This window comes from Stackebrandtia sp. (assembly GCF_035643755.1).
Classification (GTDB): Bacteria; Actinomycetota; Actinomycetes; order Mycobacteriales; family Micromonosporaceae; genus Stackebrandtia.
Window position 1 is genome coordinate 1 of record NZ_DASQPW010000103.1, and the last position, 18,489, is coordinate 18,489.

Sequence of the window (18,489 nt, forward strand, 5' to 3'; positions counted from 1 at the left end):
ACCTCGTCGGTGGGACTGGCCGCCGCGGCGCTGGCCAAACGGCGGGGTGTCACCGTGGTGGCGACGACGCGTCGGGCCGAGCGCATCGACGAACTCATCGACAACGGAGCCGATCATGCCATTGTGGATGATGGTGATGCCGCCGCGAAGGTGCGCCAGATCTTCCCCGACGGCGTCGACGCCGCGCTCGAGCTGGTCGGCACCTCGGTGCTCGCCGACACCATGGGCGCGGTGCGGTTCCACGGCGTGGTCTGCGTTTCGGGCTCGCTGTCCGACAGCTGGACCATCGACGGGTTCTACCCGATCGGCGACATCCCCAACGGGGTCCGCCTCACGGGGTACTTCGGGGACGCGGGCGACCTGCCCACCGACGCGTTTCAGTCCATCCTGGACGATATAGCGGCGGGTGAGCTCAGCTTCCCCGTGCACCGCGTCTACGACGGCCTCGACGAGGTCCGCCAGGCCCACACCGACATGGAAACCAACGCCGCCACGGGAAAGCTCGTGGTGCGCGTCAGGCACTGAGGGGATTGAACTCCCGCTCCAGCTCTCGGGCGTATTCGAGGGCCGCGGGGGTGTCGCAGTCGAACCACGGCGGCAGATCGCTGTCCATCCAGGAGACCTCGGCGACGGCGAGGTCCCGCAGGGCGTGGCGCAGTCCGCTGCCAGGATCGGCGGCGGTGATGCGGTCGCGCAAAACCGCGTGTTTCCATGCGCCGCACAGCCACTGGCGGCGTCCATGGTGGTCGATGAGCACGGCGCCGTCGGTGCTGGCGTCCAGTGCGGACACCAGGGCGGCGGTGACATCGGGGGTGATGAAGGGGAGGTCGGCGGCCAGGACGACGAGGTGCGGCAGGTCGGCGGGGACGTGGTGGAGACCCGCGGCCAGGGCGGGGACGGGCCCGCCGCCAGGTTGGTCCTCGATGGTGACGATGTAGTCGCGGGCGGGGAGGTCGCCGACGACGACCTGGGGGCGGGCGTCGGGAACGGCGTCCAGGACGCGGCGCAGCATCGAGCGGTCGCCGACGTGGAGCTCGGGTTTGGGGACGCCGCCCATGCGGCTGGCCTGGCCGCCCGCCAGGATGACGGCGGCGTGACGCGACGGTGGTGCGTTGGTGTCGGTCATGTGGTCCCGCCTCGTCGCCTGATGTCAGCAAAGTTACTCCGCATCGGCGACGAGACGGGAACGCGCTCAGGTGTCGAAGGACCGCGCGAAGGGCGCCCCGTTGACGGGCACATTGGAGGGTTGGGAGATCGCGTCGAGGCGGGCCATGGCCGCGTCGGGCAGCTCGAGGGTGAAGCCCTCCTGGTTGCCTTGGTACTGCTCGAAGGTGCGCGGGCCGATGATCACCGAGGTAATGTGCTCGCGGCGCAGCGCCCAGGCCAGCGCCACGGCGACGGACGTGGTGTCCAGCTCGGCGGCGACGGCCGCCACCTCCTCGGCGATCGCCAGATTGCGGTCGGTGTAGGTGTTCTCCACCAGTTCCCTGGCGGCGGGGTGGTCGGTGTTCTTCAGGGCCCCGATGCGGCCGTTCGGATCGGGCTCGGTGCCGCGGCGGTACCGTCCCGAGAGGATGCCCCCCGCCAGCGGCGAGTAGATCAGGGTGCCCAGGCCGTGGCGCGCCGCGGTGGGCAGCACCTCGGCCTCGATCTCGCGGGCCACCAGGGAGTAGTGCGGTTGCAGACTGGTGAAGCCGACGCCGCCGTCGCGCGCGGCGGCCCACTGGGCCTCCACGATCTGGGCGGCGGTGAAGTTGGAGCAGCCGATGTAGCGGACCTTGCCCGCGCGCACGAAGTCGTTGAGGGTCGCCATGGTCTCGGCGATCGGCGTCGAGCCGAACCACATGTGGCACTGGTAGAGGTCGATGTGGTCGGTGCCGAGGCGCCGCAGGCTGTCGTCCAGGGAGCGGGTGAGGTTGACGCGCGACAGCCCCCTGGCGTTGGGGCCCTCGCCCATGGGGCCACCCGCCTTGGTGGCCAGGACGACGTCGTCGCGGCGGGACTTGATGGCTCGGCCGACGATCTCCTCGCTGGCGCCCGCGTTGTAGATGTTGGCGGTGTCGATGAAGTTGTTGCCCGCGTCGAGGAACGCGTCGACGATGCGGCGGGACTCGTCCTCGTCGCAGGTGGCGATGCCGAACTGGTTGGCGGCGTTGGAGAAGTTCATGGTGCCCAGGCAGGCGCGCGAAACCTTGAGGCCGCTGTGCCCGAGGGTCACATAGTCCATCGGAGTACCTTTCTTCGGGTCCTGTGAGAGATGATGGAACGCGCGTTCCGCTTAGAGTATACGGAACAATCGTTCCGCTTGCCACTGGGTAGGAGAGGTGATGGACGGGGAGGCGAAGCCGCTGCGCGCCGACGCGCAACGCAACCGCGAACGCGTCCTGGCCGCCGCCGAGATGGTGCTCGCCCGCGACGGCACCGCCGCGTCCATGCGCACCATCGCCGCCGAGGCGGGCGTCGGCCTGGGAACGATCTATCGCCAGTTCGCCACCAAGGAGGCCCTCGTCGAGGCGATCGTCTTCGAGCGGGCCCGCCAACTCATCGAACTCGCCGAGGAACTCGCCAACGCCCCCGACCCAGGGGTGACGTTCTTCGAGTTCTTCTCCCAGATCGTCGAGTTCTCCACCCGCAAACGCTCCCTCACCGACGCGCTGCCCGACCCCGACCTCGCCATCGACAAGGACCGCTCGGGCATCGAGCAGGAAATGCGGCGCGTGCTGTCGGCCCTCCTCGAACGCGCCCAGGCGGCGCACGCGGTGCGCGGCGATTTCGGCATCGACGAGCTCCTCGCCCTGCTGCTCGCCACGAGCCTGGCAGCGGAGAAGGCCACGTGGAGCGACGAGTTTCGCGAACGGACGCTCGGCTTCGTCTTCGACGGGATCCGTTACCGCACGGGGGATTGACACGGGTGCGGGCTTCGGGATACTCCCTCTGCCGCGGCTGATGTGGTGGTGAGACGTTGATGCGGGCGCGGGCTTTGGGGAACTCCCTCTGCCACGGTTGCGTTGTGGCGTTGGGGTCGACGCGGGCGCGGGGCGGGCTTTGGGGAACTCCCTCTGCTGCGGCTGGTGTGGTGGTGGGGCGTTGCGACGTTGGGGTTGACTCGGGCTCGGGGGACTCCTCGGGCTCGGGATCGGGATCGGACGCTGGCCCTCGCGCTGGCTGCGCTGGTGGTGGTGACAGTCGCGGTGATGGAGTTGGCGTGGGCGCGGTGTTGGGATTGGCTCGGGTGCGGGCTTTTGGGGGATTCGCTCTGCTGTGGCTGGCGTTGCGGTGTCTGGATTGGCTGTGGTGGTGAGAGACGCGGTGATGCGGTCGGCGCGAGGTTTGGGAAAGGCCTTGGCCGCTTCGGGTGTGTGAGGGGCGGGCTGGTCAGCCTTGGTGGGGGTGGCTACAGGACGGCGGTGGGCTGCCAGGAGCCGTGGACGGCGCGGAGCCGTTCGATGATCTCGCCGATCGTGGCGTAGGCCGCGACGGCGTCGACGCAGGCGGCGACGATGTTGTCGCCCGCGCGGGCGGTGGTCTCCAGGGCGCCGAGCGTCGCGTCCACCGTGGACTGGTCGCGGGAGGCGCGCAGCTTGCGGACGGCGTCGGCCTGGCCCGCCTCGGTGGTGGGGTCGATGCGGAAGACGTCCAGGGGTTCGGGGTCGCTGGCCCAGCGGTTGACGCCGACCACGACGCGCTCGCCGCTCTCGACGGCCTGGGCCTGTTGGTAGGCCGATTCGGCGAGTGTGGACTGTTGGTAGCCCGACTCGATGCAGGCCAGGGCGCCGCCGCGGGCGGCGATGTCGTCCATGACCGCTCGGATGCGGTGTTCGCAGTGGTCGGTGCGGGACTCGACCGCGTAGCTGCCGCCCAGGGGGTCGGGGACGTCGGCGACGCCCGTCTCGTTGGCGACGATCTGCTGGGTGCGCAGGGCGAGGGTCGCGGCCTCGGTGGTGGGTACGCCCAGCGCCTCGTCGTAGGCGCAGACGTGGAGGGTCTGGACGCCGCCGCAGGCCGCCGCGAACGCCTCCAGGGAGGTGCGGGCGACGTTGTTCATGGGTTGTTGGGCGGTGAGCGAGGAGCCCGCCGTGAACGCGAAGATCCGCAGCTTGGCGCTTTCGGGGTCGCGGGCGCCGTAGCGGTCGGTGACCAGCTTGGCCCAGACGCGGCGGGCGGCGCGCAGCTTCGCGACCTCGCCGAGGACGTCCATGCCGACCGACAGGAACGTGAACAGCGACGGCGCCACCGAGTCGATGTGGACGCCGCGCGCCGCCAGGTCGTCGAGGTAGGCGATCGCGTTGGCGAAGGTGTAGCCGACCTCGGTCGCGGCGTCTCCCCCCGCCTCGGCGATGTGGTAGCCCGACATGGCCAGCGGGACCCAGTTGGGCACGTGGGCGGCGAGGTATTCCATGGTGTCGACGGTGAGGCGCAACGCGGGGGCGGCGGGGAAGATCTGGGTGCCGCGGGCGATGTACTCCTTGAGGACGTCGTTCTGGATGAACACGCCGAACTCGCCCGGGTCGACGGCGCGCTTGCGGGCCAGGGCCAGACACATTGCCGCCCAGACGAAGCCGATCGAGTTGGCGGTGGTGCGGACCTGGCGGATCCGCTCCAAAGGTATGCCGTCCATCAGGGTTTCGATGTCGGCCAGGGAATCGATGGCCACGCCGACCCGTCCGACCTCGCCCGCCGCGCGGGGGTCGTCGGAGTCCAGGCCGAGCTGGGTGGGCAGGTCGAGGGCGACCGAGAAGCCGGTCTGGCCCGCCTCCAGCAGCTGACGGAACCGCCGATTCGACTCGGCGGCAGTGGCGAAACCGGCGTACTGGCCCATGATCCACGGCTTGGCGGTGGCGGATATGCCGCGCGTGTAGGGGAACTCGCCGGGTCGCTCGTTCATTGGCTCCTCAGCGCCTTCTTGTCGATCTTGCCCGTGGAGTTCAGCGGGAATCTCTCCAGCTTGCGGATCTCCTTGGGCTTCTTGTAGGACGCCAGTCGCTTGTGGCAGTGGGCGTTGAGGTCCTCCACAGTGGCGTACCCCGTGAACGCGGCGGTGATCCGCTGGCCCCACTCGGGATCGTCGGCCCCGAACACGGCGACGTCGTCGACGCCGGGAACCTCGGCCAGCACGTCCTCGATCTCGCGGGGGTACACGTTGTAGCCGCCGGTGATGATCATGTCCCCCTTGCGATCGATGAGCCACAGCCTCCCGGTGTCGTCCATCCGCCCCAGGTCTCCGGTGTGGAGCCAGCCGTCGCGCACCGCCTTGAGGGTGTCGCCGTGGCTCCAGTACCCGGACATGACGTGCGGGCCGCGGGTGACGACCTCGCCGATCTCCCCGCTGGGCACTTCGCGATCGTCGGAGTCGACGATGCGCAGGTCCACCATGGTGCAGGCGCGGCCCGCCGAGGTCAGCAGCTCGGGCTCGGTGTCGATGCCGCGCGCGTGGTCGGCGGCGTCCAGCACCGTCACCGGCGGGATCGCCTCCACCAGACCGTAATACTGGACCAGGTTCTCGGCCATGCCCTGTGCCTGACGGATCTTCTCCGCGGGCATGGGCGCCCCCGCGTAGGCCAGCATCTTCAGCTCGCCCCGCAGCGGATCGTCGTCGGCGGCCAGCAGCCGCGCGATCATGGTGGGCACCAGCGCGGTATGTGTGACACCCGAGTCCCGCACCATGTCGATGAACTCGCGGGCGTCGAAGGACCGCATGATGAGCTGCTTGGCGCCCGCGGCGAAAAACGGCAGCACGAACAGCCCCGAGGTGTGCGTGATGGGCCCCGCGTGCAGATACACATCGGACGGATTCGGCAGTCCGCCCAGGACGTCCAGCGACATGTTGGCCAGCGACGACATCCGGTTGGAATGCGCCCGCCGCACCCCCTTGGGGTGCCCTGTGGTCCCCGAGGTGTAGTTCAGCGAGACCAGATCACCGACGACGAGCTTTCCGCCGGGCGCGTCGGCGATCAGCCGCTCGTACTCCTCACCCACCATGATGGAGTGATCCAGGCCGTCGCGCAGCGGCGCCACCCGGTCGGCGAACTCGGGGTCGTAGATGATGGCGCGGGCGTCGCAGTCGTTGGCGATGCGTTCCCAGTCGGACTCGTGCAGCCGATGGTTGAGCGCCACGCGCACCAGCCCGGCGGCCATGCACGCCAGGTCGGTCTCCACATAGGTGTTCTGGTTGGGTTGCAGGTCCAGGATTCGGTCCCCGGGGCGCAGTCCCGTCGCCAGCAGCGCCCGGGCCAGTCGCTCCACCCGGTCGCCGAGTTCGGCGAAGGTCAGCGACCGGCCGTCGTCGATGGCCACCCGGGGCCCGAATCGGGCCACCGAACGACGAAACAGCGTGACCGCGTCCATATCAGGAACCTCCATAGAGCCGATGCCGCTTGGCCAGGACCGCCACCGCGCGGGCGGGGGTGGGATACACGCCGACGCCCGCGTCCGCCAGCCGCTGCCGCATGCCCGGCGCCAGGTTGTCGCTTCCGGTGCGGGACAACGCGACGGGCTTGCCGCGTTTCGCCGTGTCCACGATGGCCTTCTCGGCCGCGGCGGCGGTCTTTCCCCCGAGCACGCACAGGCACACCACGATCGCGTCGAAGGCGTCGTCGGCGGCCATGATGGACAGCGCGCGGGTGAAGAGCCCGGCGTCCTCGGCGACGGTGGCGGTGACGTCCACGGGGTTGCCGACGGTGGCGTAGGACGGCAGCACCGCGCGCAGCGACTCGGCGGTGTCGGACGACGGCTGGGGCATCCGCAGCCCGTGCTCGCTGACCGCGTCGCAGGCCAGCACCCCCGCGCCGCCCGAGGTGGTGACCACGCCGACGCGGGGGCCGCGCGGCGGCGGGGAGGCGAAGCCCGCGGCCAGATCCATCAGTTCATCCACATCGGATGCTCTGGCTATGCCGTTGCGGGACAACACGAACGACTCGGCGCCCCGGGAGCGCTCGCGGCGCTTGCGCGTGATGGCCGCGGCGGCGCCCGCGGGCGAGCTGCCCGACACGATCGCGGCCACCGGGACCCCCATGTGCCGCAGGCGTTCCAGCCAGGACCGCGCGGGCAGCGACTCCAGGAACGCCACGACGCGGCGGCATCTCGGCTCGGCGGCCAGGGCGCACAGCACCTCGCCGGCGCCGATGTCGGCCTCGTTTCCCGTGGTGACCACCCAGCCCGGGCGCAGCCCGCGCTCGGCGGCGAGGCTCGCGATCCCGAAGCCGACGCCGCCGGAGTGGCTCACCACCGCCAGGTCGCCGGGCGTCGACGACGGCGGGCGGTCGAAGAACGGCGAGAAGCTCGCGATCAGTCCCGAGTGGAGGTTCGCCGAGCCGATGCAGTTGGGGCCCAACAGCCGCACGCCCGCGTCCCGGGCGCGCGCGGCCAGTTCGGCCTCGGCGGCGGCGTTCCCGGCGTCGGCGAAGCCCGAGGAGCCGATGATCACCGTGGACACCCCGGCCGCCAGACAGTCGTCCAGCGCGGCCGAGACCCAGCGCGCCGACACCACGATGACCGCCAACTGTGGACCGTCATCGATGTCGCGCACGCTCGGGTAAGCGGTGAAGCCGCCGACGGTTCGCGCGGTCGGGTGCACCGGGTAGACCCGGCCCTCGTAGCCCGAGGCCCGCAGGTACCCCACGATCCGCCCGCCCACCGAACCCGGGCGCTGCGACGCGCCGATCACCGCGACGGATCGCGCGTTCCACAGTGCGGCAATGGCGGAGTCAGACACCCGCCCAGTGTCTCTATTAATGTGACGCCCGTCAAGAGAGCGTCATAGACCGAAGAGTCGCTCCAGGTAGACCGCCACGCCGTCGGCGTCGTTCGACAGCGTCACCTCGTCGGCGGCCCGGCGCACCGGGGGCAGGGCGTTGGCGACGGCCACCGCGTGGCCCGCCCAGGCGAACATCGACAGGTCGTTGGTGGCGTCGCCGAAGACCATCACCTCGCCGGGCGCCACGCCCAGGCGCTTCGCGACCAGCGCCAGCCCGCGCGCCTTGTGGACGCCGGGCGGACAGATCTCGACGTAACCCACCCCGGCGTCGGTGAGCGCGCACAGCTCGGGCGGGACGATGCCGCTCCCGCGATCCAGCAGCAGCGGCGCCGGGACCGTCTCGCTGAACATGAACGCCTTGACGATGTCCCCGGCCAGAGCCACGCCGCGCTCCAGCTGGTGGATCGGCACCGGGAACGGCCAGTTGTCCAGCACGTCGCCCACCAGGGGCGTGGAGTCGCCGACGTCGTTCTCCACCACCAGCCGCACCGGCCCCACCTCGGCCTCCACAATGGTCACGGCCTTGGCGGCGTGCTTGCCGGGGATCAGCGTCGAGGTCAACTGGACGGCGATCTCACGGGTGCAGTCGTACACGAAGCCGCCCTGCGCCAGGACCAGGAAGTCCGCGCTGGGCACGTCGGCGCGGCTCAGACCCAACAGCCGCGGCCCCCGCCCCGTGGCACCCACGATCGTCACCCCGCGCCGCGACAGCTCCGCCAGCACCGCCCGGGTGTGCGGCGAGCTGGTGTGATCCGAACGCAGCACCGTGCCGTCCAGATCGGTCGCGATCAACCGGGGCACATCATTCATCTAGAACCATCTCCGCAACACCACCGCCACTCCGTCTTCGTTCACGCTGGGCGCGACCTCATCGGCGGCTTCCTTGATCGCGTCCACGGACTGTCCCATCGCCACCGCGTGGCCCGCCCAGGCGAACATCGGCAGGTCGTTGGCGGCGTCGCCGAAGACGATAGTGTCCGCGGCGTCCACGCCGTAGTAACTGGCGACCGCGGCGGCGCCCGTGGCCTTGGAAACCTCGGACGAGCACACGTCGATCCAGCCGCCGTAGCCCGCCGTCACGTTGTACAGCCCCGCGTCGAGGCCCGCCTCGGCGGTGACCCGCGCCGCCACCGGGCAGGGGACGCCGCGGGCGCCGAAGACGCCCGGCATCCGCACCGACAGCCGGAAAACCTCGGAGGCAGCCATCTCGTCCACTGTGGCCTCGGCGGCCCAGGTGGACTCGAAGAAGCGGTCGAAATTGGACGTGTAGTACCACCCGGAGGTGTCGCGCTCCACGGCGAAGGCCAGCTCGGCGTCGACCTCGGCGAAGCCCCGCAGCGCCGGGCCCGGGTCCATGCCCCGCACGCTGACGATCCGCTGACGACCCAGGTCGTAGGTGAGGGCGCCGTCGGTGGTGGTCACCAGGCCGTCGGTGAGGCCGAGCTCGGCGATGGTGCGCAGCGCGTCCCACAGCGGACGGCCGGTCGCCACCGCGACCGGGACCCCGGCCGCTCGGGTGTCGGCGAGGGCCTTGACCACGGCGGGGGTGGGGGGAATCAGCCGGGCGTGGTGGCCGACCGCCGTGCCGTCCAGGTCGACAACCACCAGTTGGGGAGTGTCCATCGACCAACAGTACGTGCGCGAATACCCCGCGCGGAGCGACGCGTGGGGAGACTCACGCCACCGGCTCGAGCACCTCGCGGCCCATGAACGGCTGCAGCGCCTTGGGCAGCCTCACCGAGCCGTCGGGCTGCTGGTGATTCTCCAAAATGGCCACGATCCAGCGGGTGGTGGCCAGGGTCCCGTTCAGGGTGGCCGCCGTCCGCGGCTTGCCGTTGTCGTCGCGGTAACGCACCGCCAGGCGCCGCGCCTGGAAGGTGGTGCAGTTCGACGTGGACGTCAGCTCACGGTAGCGCTGCTGGCTGGGAACCCATGCCTCGCAGTCGAACTTGCGGGCCGCCGAGGAACCCAGGTCGCCGGCGGCGGTGTCGATCACCCGGTAGGGGATCTCCATCTTGGCCAACATGTCCTCCTCGAAGCCCAGCAGCTTCTGGTGCTCCTCGCCGGCCACCTCGGGACGGCAGTACGAGAACATCTCGATCTTGTCGAACTGGTGCACCCGGATGATGCCGCGGGTGTCCTTGCCGTAGCTGCCGGCCTCCTTGCGGAAACACGACGACCAGGCCGCGTAGCGCTTGGGCTGGGCGAGATCCAGCACCTCCCTGGAGTGGTACGACGCCAGCGCCACCTCCGAGGTGCCCACGAGGTACAGGTCCTCCTCGGGCAGGTGATACACCTCCGAGGCATGCGCCCCAAGGAAACCCGTGCCCTCCATGGCCTCGGGACGCACCAGCACCGGCGGGATCATCGGCGTGAAGCCGGTGTCGACGGCCTGCTGCAGGGCGAGGTTCAGCAGCGCCTGCTGGAGCAGCGCGCCCACGCCGGTCAGGTAGTAGAAGCGCGCGCCGGAGGTCTTGGCGCCGCGCTCCATGTCGATGGCGCCCAGCGACTCGCCGAGCTCCAGGTGGTCGCGGCACGGCTGCGGCACCGAGGTCTCGCCGACGGTGCGCACCACCACGAAGTCGTCCTCGCCGCCGGGCACCACGCCCTCGGCGACGATGTTGGGCACCGCCATCTGCGCGGCGCGCAGCGCGGCGGCCGCCGTGGTCACCACGGTCTCGGCGCCCTTCACCTCGGTCGACAGCTCCTTGGTGCGGCGCAACAGTTCCGTCTTCTCGTCCCCGCTGGACCGCGACACCCGCTTGCCGAGCTGCTTCTGTTCGGCGCGCAGCGCCTCGAAGCGCTGCAGGGCCTCCCGGTGGGCGTTGTCGGCGTCGGCGAGGTCGTCCACGGCCTGGGAAGACTCGCCCCGCAGTTGCTGGCTGTGGCGAATCAGGTCCGGGTTCTCCCGCAGGAGTCGCAGGTCAATCACGAGACAAGACATTACCGTGGCCGCGCGCGGCGCTTCATCCCATATTCTCGGCGGTGTGGCCGTGGAGATGACGCGACAACGTTTCGAGGAACTGGTGTCCGACGCGTTGGAGACAATCCCGCGCGCGCTGATGCGCGACCTCGACAACGTGGCGATCCTGGTGGAGGACGAACCCCGCCCCGAGCAGGGGAATCTGTTGGGGCTGTACGAGGGTTTCGACCTGACCCGCCGCGGCTGGGACTACGGCGGCGTCCTGCCCGACCGCATCACGATCTTTCGCGGCCCGCTGCTTCGCATGTGCCACACCGAACGACAGGTGGTCGACGAGGTGGCCGTCACCGTGGTGCACGAGATCGCGCACCACTTCGGCATCGACGACGCCCGCCTCCACGAGCTCGGCTGGGGCTTAGCCCCCGAAGCCGTTGGCGCGCAGCCGATCCAGCCACGTCTTGGCGTCGCCGAAGTCGCGGTCCGTCAGCCCCGGCGGCGGCGGGATCGCGGCCTCGTCCGTGTCGCGCGGGAACGAGCCCAGGAACCGCACCTCGGCGCACACCCGCTTCAGGCCCATCAGGGCCTCGCCGACCCGGGCGTCGGCGACGTGCCCCGTGCAGTCCAGGAAGAACGCGTAGCGGCCCAGCCGTTCGCCCGTGGGCCGCGACTCGATGCGGGTCAGGTTGACGCCGCGGATCGACAGCTCGGTCAGGACGCCGAGCAGGGCGCCCACCTGGTCGTGCGAGATGTAGACCACCAGCGAGGTGAGGTCGTTGCCCGACGGCGGGGGCGCCGCGCCGGGACGCGACACCAGGGCGAAGCGGGTGGCGGCGTACGGGTTGTCGCCGATGTTCTCCGCCAGGTGCTTCAGGAAGTGGCGCTCGGCGGCCAACGGCGCGCAGACGCAGGCGTCCGCCTTCCGATCGGCCACCATGGACGCCGCGGCCGACGTCGAGAGTGCCTCGACGGTGGTGGCGCTGGAATAGTTGGCGCGCAAGAAGTTGCGGCACTGCGCCAGGGCGTGCGGGTGGGAGGCGATGGTGTTGATCGGCTCGCCCGGCCGCCCCGCCAGCACGAACGACACCGACAGCACCACCTCGGCGGTGATGACCAGGGGGTCGCCCGACACCAGAGCGTCCAGGGTGACGGGCACCGAGCCCTCCACGGAGTTCTCGATCGGCACCACGGCCGCGTCGACGTCGCCGAAACGCACCGCGTCCAGCGCCTCGGGGACGCTGCGCATCGGCACGCCCGTGCCGCGCCTGGCGGCGGGAAGCCGCCGCATGGCGGCCTCGGTGAACGTCCCCGGCGGACCCAGGTAGGCGAAGCGCGACGGCGGAACTCCAGGCATGCCGCCAGGTTAGCGGCAGGGCTCGGGGCGTGGCGGGGAGTCCACTTCCACGGCAAGCGGCCAACAGGTGGACGCGTGCCGACGACGCGGCCGGGCGCCGTCGGGAAGCCGCGCGGCAGGAAACGGGGCTCCCCGCCACGCCCTAAAGGCGCCGGGGCCGGCGGGCCAGGCCCCCCTGGCACCATTCGCGGTAGTCGAACAGGTCGGGGTTGGAGATCAGCGCGTTGGTGTTGTGCACCCACAGCTGGACCCACGGGTCGGCGGTGGCGTCGGCCTGTTCCAGGATGCGGCGGACCCGGCGGCGGGGGTGGGCGCGAAAGCCCGTGCGCACCGCGTCGGCGGCGTACAGGTAGAGGCAGTGCAGCGCGAAGGTCCGCTTCGGGCAGACGGGGTCGGCGGCCAGGTCCACCAGGGTCGGCATCAGCGGCTCGTCCGCCAGCAGCAGGTCCCACTGGCCCGAGGTGGCGGGGGCGCCCGCGTGCGGGTCGGCCGCCCAGGCGCGCAGTTCTTCAGGGGTCGGGTTCGCGGGGTTGCCGAATCCCGCGAAGACCGCGGGGTCGTCCATGGCTCTCCTGCCCCGGCGTCATCGATGTCAGCGCCAAACTAATAGCCGCGCGCCGAATCCGCCAGCGCTGGGCGGGTTCCGTCGCCCAACCGATACCTGAAATGCGAAATGTCGGACGTCAGCCGTCGGCCGACGCCAGGTCGGCGTTGCCGATCACGGCGCTCAGCACGTCGTCCAGCGTGACGATGCCCAGCGGCGTCGAACCCCGGCTGATCAGGACGATGTGGACGGCCTGTCGCCGCATGTACATCAGCAGCTCGGCCAGGGTGGTCTCGGGCGGCATCACGGGAAGCGAGCGGATCGCCTCGGGCGGGATCGGCGCGCGGCGCCGGTCGTCGGCAACGGTGATGATGTCCTTGACGTGCACGAAACCCACCAGCCGCCGGGTGCGGCGCGCCACCACGGGGAAGCGGGAGCGGCGGGTGCGGGTGGCCAGCAGCTCCAGGGACGCCGGGGTCACGTCGTCGGTGACGGTGATGGTGTCGGCCCACGCGTGCAGGGCGTCGGCGGCGGTGCGGTCCGACAGCGCCAGGGCGCCCTTCATCCGGGCATGCTCGCCGACGTCCAGCAGGCCCTCGGTGCGGGACTCGGTGACCAGCCCGGCGAACTCGCGGGTGTTGTACACGGTCTTGGCCTCGTCGCTGGTGGAGATGCCCGCCCGCGCCAGGATCCAGCGCGACATTCCCGTCATGGCCGTCAGGATCGGGTAGGTGGCGCGGCAGAACACCAACATGAACGGCCCCAGCCACACCACGCAGCGCTCGGGCCCCGCCAGCGAGATGTTCTTCGGCACCATCTCGCCGAAGACCGTGTGGAGATAGGTGACGACGGTCAGCGCCAGCACCAGCCCCACCGGGTGCACCAGGGTCTCGGTGACGCCCAGGTTGCCGAACAGCGGCTCCAGCAGGTGCGCGAACGCGGGCTCGGCGACCGCGCCCAGCCCCAGCGAGCAGATCGTGATGCCCAGCTGGGCACCGGCGATCATCAACGGCAGCTGGCCCATGGCCGTCAGCGCCCAGCGCGCCGGCGCCGAGGACGCGGCGCGGGGCTCCAGCGCGGTGCGCCGCGAGGAGATCAGCGCGAACTCGCTGCCCACGAACAGGGCGTTGCCCAGCAACAGGAGGACGGTGATGATGAAGCCGCTCATGCCTCGTCCTCCGTGGGCACGTAGTCGCCCGAGGGCTGCCAGCCGCTGGGCGGGCGCACCCGCACCTGCTCCACCCGGTGCCGGTCGACGTCGATGACGGTGAACTCCCAGCCCTGGTACTCCACGGTCTCGCCCGCGGCGGGCAGGTGGCCGAGCCGGGCCATGATGAAGCCCGCCAGTGTCTCGTATGGACCTTCGGGCACGTGGAAGCCGGTGTGCTCGGCGACCTCGTCCTCGCGCAACACCCCGGGAACCAGGTGCGCCAGCGCCCCGGTGGCCTCGATGTGGGTGGACGATTCCTCGATGGCCTGCGCGCTGTCGTGCTCGTCGGCGATCTCCCCGACCAGCTCCTCGGCGAGGTCCTCGATGGTCACGATGCCGTCGGTGCCGCCGTATTCGTCGATCACGACGGCGATGTCGGAGTTCTCCTGGCGCAGCCGCGCGGCGAGTCCATTGAGGTCGAGGTGCTCGGGGACGAACACCGGCTCCCGGGCCACGTCGCCGACCGGCGTCGACTCGCGGCGGTCCAGCCGCACGCCGAGCGCGTCGGTCAGCGCGGCCACGCCGACGATCTGGTCGTTGTTGTCCTGGTAGATCGGGAAGCGGCTCAGCCCGGTCTCGGTGGCGGTGCGGACCACGTCCGCCACACTGGCCTGAGTGGACAGCGCCACCATGTCGACCCGGGGCGTCATCGCCTCGGCGGCCCGCTTGTCGCCGAAGCGCAGCGCCCGCTGCAGAAGCATCGCCGTTTCACGTGAAATCGTCCCGGCCCGCGCCGACATCGCCGCCAGCAGCTGCAGCTCGTCGGGGGCCCGCGCCGTGGCCAGCTCCTCCTGCGGCTCGATGCCCAGGCGCCGCACCAGGAAGTTGGCGCTGCCGTTGAGGACGTGGATCAGCCACCCGAATATCGCGGAGAACACCCGTTGCCCGCCCGCGGTGGCCTTGGCGATCGGCATGGCCCGCGCCAGGGCCGCGTTCTTCGGCACCAGCTCGCCGAACAACATGGACAGCAGGTTCGCCAGGATCAGCCCGATCGCGATCGCGATGCCCGAGGCGGCGCCGGCGAACACGCCCAGCGCGGGCTTCACCAGCTCCGACAGGGCGGGCTGCGCGAGGGTACCGGTCAGCAGCGCGGTGATGGTGATCCCCAGCTGCGCGCCCGACAGGTGAAACGACAGGCGCTTGAGCACCCGGGTCACCGACCTGGCCCGCTTGTCGCCGGAGGCGGCCGCCGCGTCCAGGCGGGGGCGGTCCACGGTCACGAAGGAGTACTCGGCGGCCACGAAGAACCCATTCGCGGCGATCAACAGCGCGAATGCCACCAACGGCAGCACGGTCGACACAGCCACTTCCTCCCAGGACGGATCAACGCCCAAGTATGGCCTAGGCCCCTTCGCGCCGGTCGGTCCGGATCGCGCGCCGCGCGATCAGTCGAACAGCCTCGGCAGGGTGCCGCCGAACGCCTCGCGCAGTTCGTCTCCGCCGATCTCGAACAGCCCCTCGACGGACAGGCCGTCCCTCGAGGAGTCGACGATGCCGATCGGCGACCACGGCACCCCGGCCTCGGAGCACAGCGCCTTGACCGCGGCCTCGTGTCCGCGCGGCACCGTCACCAGCGCGCGGGCGGTGGACTCGCTGAACAGCGCCACGAACGGGTCGAGGTCGGCGGGCAGCTGGACGCGGGCGCCGACGTCGTCGCGCAGCACCGATTCGCACAGCGCCTGGGCCAGCCCGCCCTCGGACAGGTCGTGCGAGCCCGACAGGTGCTCCAGGTCGTTGGCGCGGCGGATCACCGCGCCCAGGGCGGCCTCGGCGGCGAGGTCGACGGCGGGCGGCACCCCGCCGAGGTGGCGGTGGTTCACCCAGGCCCACTCCGAGCCCGACAGCTCGGGACGGGTCTCGCCCAACAGGACGATGAGGTCGCCGTGGGTGCCGAAGCCCATCCGCAGCCGCCGCGCCACGTCGTCCAGCACGCCCAGCACCCCGACGACCGGGGTGGGGTGGATGGCGACGAGGCCGGTCTGGTTGTAGAAGCTGACGTTGCCGCCGGTCACCGGGATGCCCAGGGTGGCGCAGCCGTCGGCCAGGCCGGTGACGGCCTGGGAGAACTGCCACATCACCTCCGGGTCCTCGGGGGAGCCGAAGTTGAGGCAGTTGGTGACGGCCACCGGGGTGGCGCCGCCGACCGAGACGTTGCGGTAGGCCTCGGCCAGGGCCAGCTGCGCCCCGGCGTACGGGTCGAGCTTGGCGAAGCGGCCGTTGCCGTCGGTGGCGATGGCGACGCCGAGGCCCGTGTTCTCGTCCAGGCGCAGCACGCCCGCGTCGTCGGGCTGGGCGCCGAAGGTGTTGCCGCGCACGTAGTGGTCGTACTGCTCGGTGACCCACTTCTTGTCGCACAGGTTGGGCGAGCCGAGCAGCCGCAGCACGGTGTCGCGCAGCTCGTCGCCGCCGCGGGGCCGCTGGAGGGTCTCGGCGCGGTCGACGGCGACCAGGTCGTGGTCGGCGGGTTCGCGGATCGGGCGCTGGTACACCGGTCCGTCGTCGGCGAGGCTCCCGGGCGGACAGTCCACGACGGGGTCGCCGTGCCAGTCCACCACGAGGCGGCCGGAGTCGGTGACCTCGCCGATCGCGGTGGCCAGCACGCCCCACTTGGCGGCGACGGTCAGCACGTCGGTGAGCTTGGACGGCTCGATGATGAGCAGCATCCGCTCCTGGGATTCGCTGGCCAGCACCTCGTGTGGCGACATCGACGCCTCGCGCAGCGGCACCTTCTCCAGGTCGACCCGCATGCCGAGCTTGGCCGCCGCCGCGGTCTCCGACAGCGCGCAGGTGAGCCCGGCGCCGCCGAGGTCCTGCACCCCGGTGACCAGCCCGGCGTCGAACAGCTCCAGACAGGACTCGATGAGCAGCTTCTCGGTGAACGGGTCGCCGACCTGGACGCTGGGCCGCGCGGACTCGGCGTCGGCGTCGAAGGTGGCCGAGGCCAGCACCGAAACCCCGCCGATGCCGTCGCGCCCGGTCTTGGCGCCCAACAGGACCACGATGTTGCCGACGCCGGAGGCCGCCATGTTCTGGAGCCGGTTCACCGGCAGCACGCCGAGGCACAGCGCGTTGACCAGTGGGTTGCCCTGGTAGCAGGGGTCGAAGACGACCTCGCCGCCGATGTTGGGCAGGCCGAGGCTGTTGCCGTAGGCGGAGATGCCCTCGACGACGCCGGGCAGCACCCGGCGGGAGTCGGGGTGTTCGGCCGCGCCGAAGCGCAGCGGGTCCATGATGGCCACGGGGCGGGCGCCCATCGCGAGGATGTCGCGGACGATGCCGCCGACACCGGTGGCCGCTCCCTGGTGCGGCTCGACGAAGCTCGGGTGGTTGTGGGATTCGATCTTGAAGCTGACGGCGATCTCGTCGTTGATCGCCACCACCCCGGCGTTCTCGCCGATGCCGGCCAGCATCCGCGGCGAGTGCGGGTTCTTGTCCCCGAACTGCCGCAGGTGGACGCGGCTGGACTTGTAGGAGCAGTGCTCGCTCCACATGATCGAGTACATGGCCAGCTCGGCGCGCGTGGGACGGCGGCCGAGGATCTTGCGGATCTCGGCGTACTCCTCTTCGCGCAGCCCGAGTTCGGCGAACGGCTGCGATTCGTCCGGTGTGGACGCGGCGCGTTCGACGGTGTCCAGCGGCGCGGTCGCCTCGACGGTGGTCATCACAGGTTCACCCCCAGTGTGGACAGCACCGATGTGAACAGCCGCAGGCCATCGGCCGACGGACCGGTGCGTTGGTCGATGGCGTGCTCGGGGTGCGGCATCATGCCGACCACGTTGCCGGCGGCGTTGCTGACGCCCGCGATGTCGTTGAGCGACCCGTTCGGGTTGCCGTCGGCGTAACGCACGACCACCCGCCCGCCGGACTCCAGCTCCTCCAGGGTCGCCGCGTCGGCCACGTACCGGCCCTCGCCGTGCTTCACCGGGATCACCACCCGGTCGCCCGCGGCGAGGTCGCCGGTCCAGGCCGTGTCGACCCGGGCCACCTCGAGCGCCTGGTCGGCCAGGCGATACCGGCGATGCGCGTTGCGCACCAGGGCCCCGGGCAGCAGGTGCGACTCGCACAGGATCTGGAAACCGTTGCAGATCCCCAACACCGGCATCCCGGCCTGGGCGACCTCCACGATGGTCTCCATGACGGCGGAGAACCGGGCGATCGCGCCGCAGCGCAGATAGTCCCCGTACGAGAACCCGCCCGGCAGCACCACGGCGTTGACGCCGCGCAGCGCGCTGTCGTCGTGCCACAGCGACACCGGCGTGCCACCGGCGCGGGCGATCGCCCGCGCGGTGTCCACGTCGTCCAGCGACCCCGGAAAGGTCACCACCCCGATGCGCGCGCTCACGGCGCGGGCTCCACGGCCTCGATGTGAAGTTCGAAGTCCTCGATCACGGGATTGGACAGCAGCTTGTCGGCGGCCTCGGCGGCGCGCTCGCGCACCGTCTCCTCGTCGAGGTCGTCGGCGAACTCCAGTTCGATGCGTTTTCCGATGCGGACGGTTGAGACACCGGAGACCCCCAAGCGCGGCAAGGCATTGACGACCGCCTCGCCCTGTGGGTCCAAGATCTCCGGCTTGAGCATGACGTTGACGACGACGCGCGGCACGCCTCTGCGCTCCTGTCGATAGATGGAACAACCCGGTGACCAGGATATGTGCGCGTCACGATCGTGGCGACCCGCCCCCGCTCGCGAGACGCGCGTCTCAGCGGGC

At 70.9% G+C, this 18,489-nt stretch carries 17 protein-coding genes and 1 pseudogene; 3 read left to right on the top strand and 15 right to left on the bottom strand.

Going from position 1 to position 18,489, the window contains the following annotated elements:
• Positions 1 to 525: zinc-binding dehydrogenase (locus tag VE172_RS07845; protein WP_324799523.1), on the top strand; the 525-nt coding region annotated here is incomplete at its 5' end.
• On the opposite strand, the gene mobA is transcribed toward VE172_RS07845, so the two are convergent.
• Both mobA and VE172_RS07855 read right to left on the bottom strand, forming a co-directional pair.
• Entirely contained in the window at positions 515 to 1,126 is a 612-nt protein-coding gene (gene mobA / locus VE172_RS07850; RefSeq protein ID WP_324799525.1) for a molybdenum cofactor guanylyltransferase, read from the bottom strand. The genes VE172_RS07845 and mobA overlap by 11 nt on opposite strands.
• Before the next feature lie 66 nt (positions 1,127 to 1,192).
• Positions 1,193 to 2,227, bottom strand: a complete 1,035-nt coding sequence (locus VE172_RS07855; protein WP_324799528.1) for an aldo/keto reductase — start codon at positions 2,225 to 2,227, stop codon at positions 1,193 to 1,195.
• Between the two features lie 100 nt (positions 2,228 to 2,327).
• Here VE172_RS07855 and VE172_RS07860 point away from each other — a divergent pair, with 100 nt between their 5' ends.
• On the top strand, positions 2,328 to 2,906 hold the full coding sequence (locus VE172_RS07860) for a TetR/AcrR family transcriptional regulator (RefSeq protein WP_324799530.1): 579 nt from the start codon (positions 2,328 to 2,330) through the stop codon (positions 2,904 to 2,906).
• A 488-nt stretch (positions 2,907 to 3,394) separates the two neighbouring features.
• On the opposite strand, the gene VE172_RS07865 is transcribed toward VE172_RS07860, so the two are convergent.
• From VE172_RS07865 to serS, 6 genes are read right to left on the bottom strand one after another with little or no spacing between them, the layout of a single operon-like run.
• The gene (locus VE172_RS07865; RefSeq protein WP_324799534.1) at positions 3,395 to 4,885 is read right to left on the bottom strand and encodes an acyl-CoA mutase large subunit family protein; all 1,491 of its coding nucleotides are present in this window, start codon (positions 4,883 to 4,885) and stop codon (positions 3,395 to 3,397) included.
• Positions 4,882 to 6,345, bottom strand: a complete 1,464-nt coding sequence (locus VE172_RS07870; protein ID WP_324799537.1) for an AMP-binding protein — start codon at positions 6,343 to 6,345, stop codon at positions 4,882 to 4,884. The genes VE172_RS07865 and VE172_RS07870 overlap by 4 nt, the downstream gene beginning before the upstream one ends.
• Before the next feature lies 1 nt (position 6,346).
• Positions 6,347 to 7,711, bottom strand: a complete 1,365-nt coding sequence (locus VE172_RS07875) for a CoA-binding protein (protein ID WP_324799539.1) — start codon at positions 7,709 to 7,711, stop codon at positions 6,347 to 6,349.
• A 42-nt stretch (positions 7,712 to 7,753) separates the two neighbouring features.
• Entirely contained in the window at positions 7,754 to 8,563 is an 810-nt protein-coding gene (locus VE172_RS07880) for an HAD family hydrolase (RefSeq protein WP_324799542.1), read from the bottom strand.
• Positions 8,564 to 9,376, bottom strand: a complete 813-nt coding sequence (locus tag VE172_RS07885; RefSeq protein ID WP_324799545.1) for an HAD family hydrolase — start codon at positions 9,374 to 9,376, stop codon at positions 8,564 to 8,566.
• 52 nt (positions 9,377 to 9,428) lie between these two features.
• Complete coding sequence (gene serS / locus VE172_RS07890; RefSeq protein WP_324799547.1) at positions 9,429 to 10,685, bottom strand: serine--tRNA ligase; 1,257 nt, start codon at positions 10,683 to 10,685, stop codon at positions 9,429 to 9,431.
• A gap of 61 nt (positions 10,686 to 10,746) precedes the next feature.
• Between serS and VE172_RS25385 the strand changes: the two are divergent.
• Positions 10,747 to 11,091, top strand: a pseudogene (locus tag VE172_RS25385) (metallopeptidase family protein); the annotation flags it as partial.
• On the opposite strand, the gene pheA reads toward VE172_RS25385, so the two are convergent.
• The 7 genes from pheA to purS all read right to left on the bottom strand — a co-directional run bounded on the left by pheA (position 11,092) and on the right by purS (position 18,383).
• Entirely contained in the window at positions 11,092 to 12,027 is a 936-nt protein-coding gene (gene pheA / locus VE172_RS07900; RefSeq protein ID WP_324799550.1) for a prephenate dehydratase, read from the bottom strand. It abuts the pseudogene before it with no gap.
• A gap of 142 nt (positions 12,028 to 12,169) precedes the next feature.
• Complete coding sequence (locus tag VE172_RS07905; RefSeq protein WP_324799553.1) at positions 12,170 to 12,592, bottom strand: hypothetical protein; 423 nt, start codon at positions 12,590 to 12,592, stop codon at positions 12,170 to 12,172.
• Between the two features lie 118 nt (positions 12,593 to 12,710).
• Positions 12,711 to 13,739 carry a hemolysin family protein gene (locus tag VE172_RS07910; RefSeq protein WP_324799554.1) on the bottom strand — a complete coding sequence of 343 codons (1,029 nt, stop codon included), beginning with the start codon at positions 13,737 to 13,739 and terminating at the stop codon, positions 12,711 to 12,713.
• The gene (locus VE172_RS07915; RefSeq protein ID WP_324799556.1) at positions 13,736 to 15,082 is read right to left on the bottom strand and encodes a hemolysin family protein; all 1,347 of its coding nucleotides are present in this window, start codon (positions 15,080 to 15,082) and stop codon (positions 13,736 to 13,738) included. Before VE172_RS07915 ends, VE172_RS07910 begins: the two co-directional genes overlap by 4 nt.
• 84 nt (positions 15,083 to 15,166) lie before the next feature.
• Complete coding sequence (gene purL, locus VE172_RS07920; protein WP_324799558.1) at positions 15,167 to 17,443, bottom strand: phosphoribosylformylglycinamidine synthase subunit PurL; 2,277 nt, start codon at positions 17,441 to 17,443, stop codon at positions 15,167 to 15,169.
• Entirely contained in the window at positions 17,443 to 18,123 is a 681-nt protein-coding gene (gene purQ / locus VE172_RS07925) for a phosphoribosylformylglycinamidine synthase subunit PurQ (protein WP_324799561.1), read from the bottom strand. Before purQ ends, purL begins: the two co-directional genes overlap by 1 nt.
• The gene (gene purS / locus VE172_RS07930; RefSeq protein WP_324799564.1) at positions 18,120 to 18,383 is read right to left on the bottom strand and encodes a phosphoribosylformylglycinamidine synthase subunit PurS; all 264 of its coding nucleotides are present in this window, start codon (positions 18,381 to 18,383) and stop codon (positions 18,120 to 18,122) included. Before purS ends, purQ begins: the two co-directional genes overlap by 4 nt.
• Positions 18,384 to 18,489 lie beyond the last annotated feature (106 nt).

What these genes read in the sequence shown, in the direction of transcription:
- mobA (WP_324799525.1), bottom strand. Translation starts at nt 1,126, where the DNA reads ATGACCGACACCAACGCACCACCGTCGCGTCACGCCGCCGTCATCCTG.
- VE172_RS07855 (WP_324799528.1), bottom strand. Translation starts at nt 2,227, where the DNA reads ATGGACTATGTGACCCTCGGGCACAGCGGCCTCAAGGTTTCGCGCGCC.
- VE172_RS07860 (WP_324799530.1), top strand. Translation starts at nt 2,328, where the DNA reads ATGGACGGGGAGGCGAAGCCGCTGCGCGCCGACGCGCAACGCAACCGC.
- VE172_RS07865 (WP_324799534.1), bottom strand. Translation starts at nt 4,885, where the DNA reads ATGAACGAGCGACCCGGCGAGTTCCCCTACACGCGCGGCATATCCGCC.
- VE172_RS07870 (WP_324799537.1), bottom strand. Translation starts at nt 6,345, where the DNA reads ATGGACGCGGTCACGCTGTTTCGTCGTTCGGTGGCCCGATTCGGGCCC.
- VE172_RS07880 (WP_324799542.1), bottom strand. Translation starts at nt 8,563, where the DNA reads ATGAATGATGTGCCCCGGTTGATCGCGACCGATCTGGACGGCACGGTG.
- VE172_RS07885 (WP_324799545.1), bottom strand. Translation starts at nt 9,376, where the DNA reads ATGGACACTCCCCAACTGGTGGTTGTCGACCTGGACGGCACGGCGGTC.
- pheA (WP_324799550.1), bottom strand. Translation starts at nt 12,027, where the DNA reads ATGCCTGGAGTTCCGCCGTCGCGCTTCGCCTACCTGGGTCCGCCGGGG.
- VE172_RS07905 (WP_324799553.1), bottom strand. Translation starts at nt 12,592, where the DNA reads ATGGACGACCCCGCGGTCTTCGCGGGATTCGGCAACCCCGCGAACCCG.
- VE172_RS07910 (WP_324799554.1), bottom strand. Translation starts at nt 13,739, where the DNA reads ATGAGCGGCTTCATCATCACCGTCCTCCTGTTGCTGGGCAACGCCCTG.
- purL (WP_324799558.1), bottom strand. Translation starts at nt 17,443, where the DNA reads ATGACCACCGTCGAGGCGACCGCGCCGCTGGACACCGTCGAACGCGCC.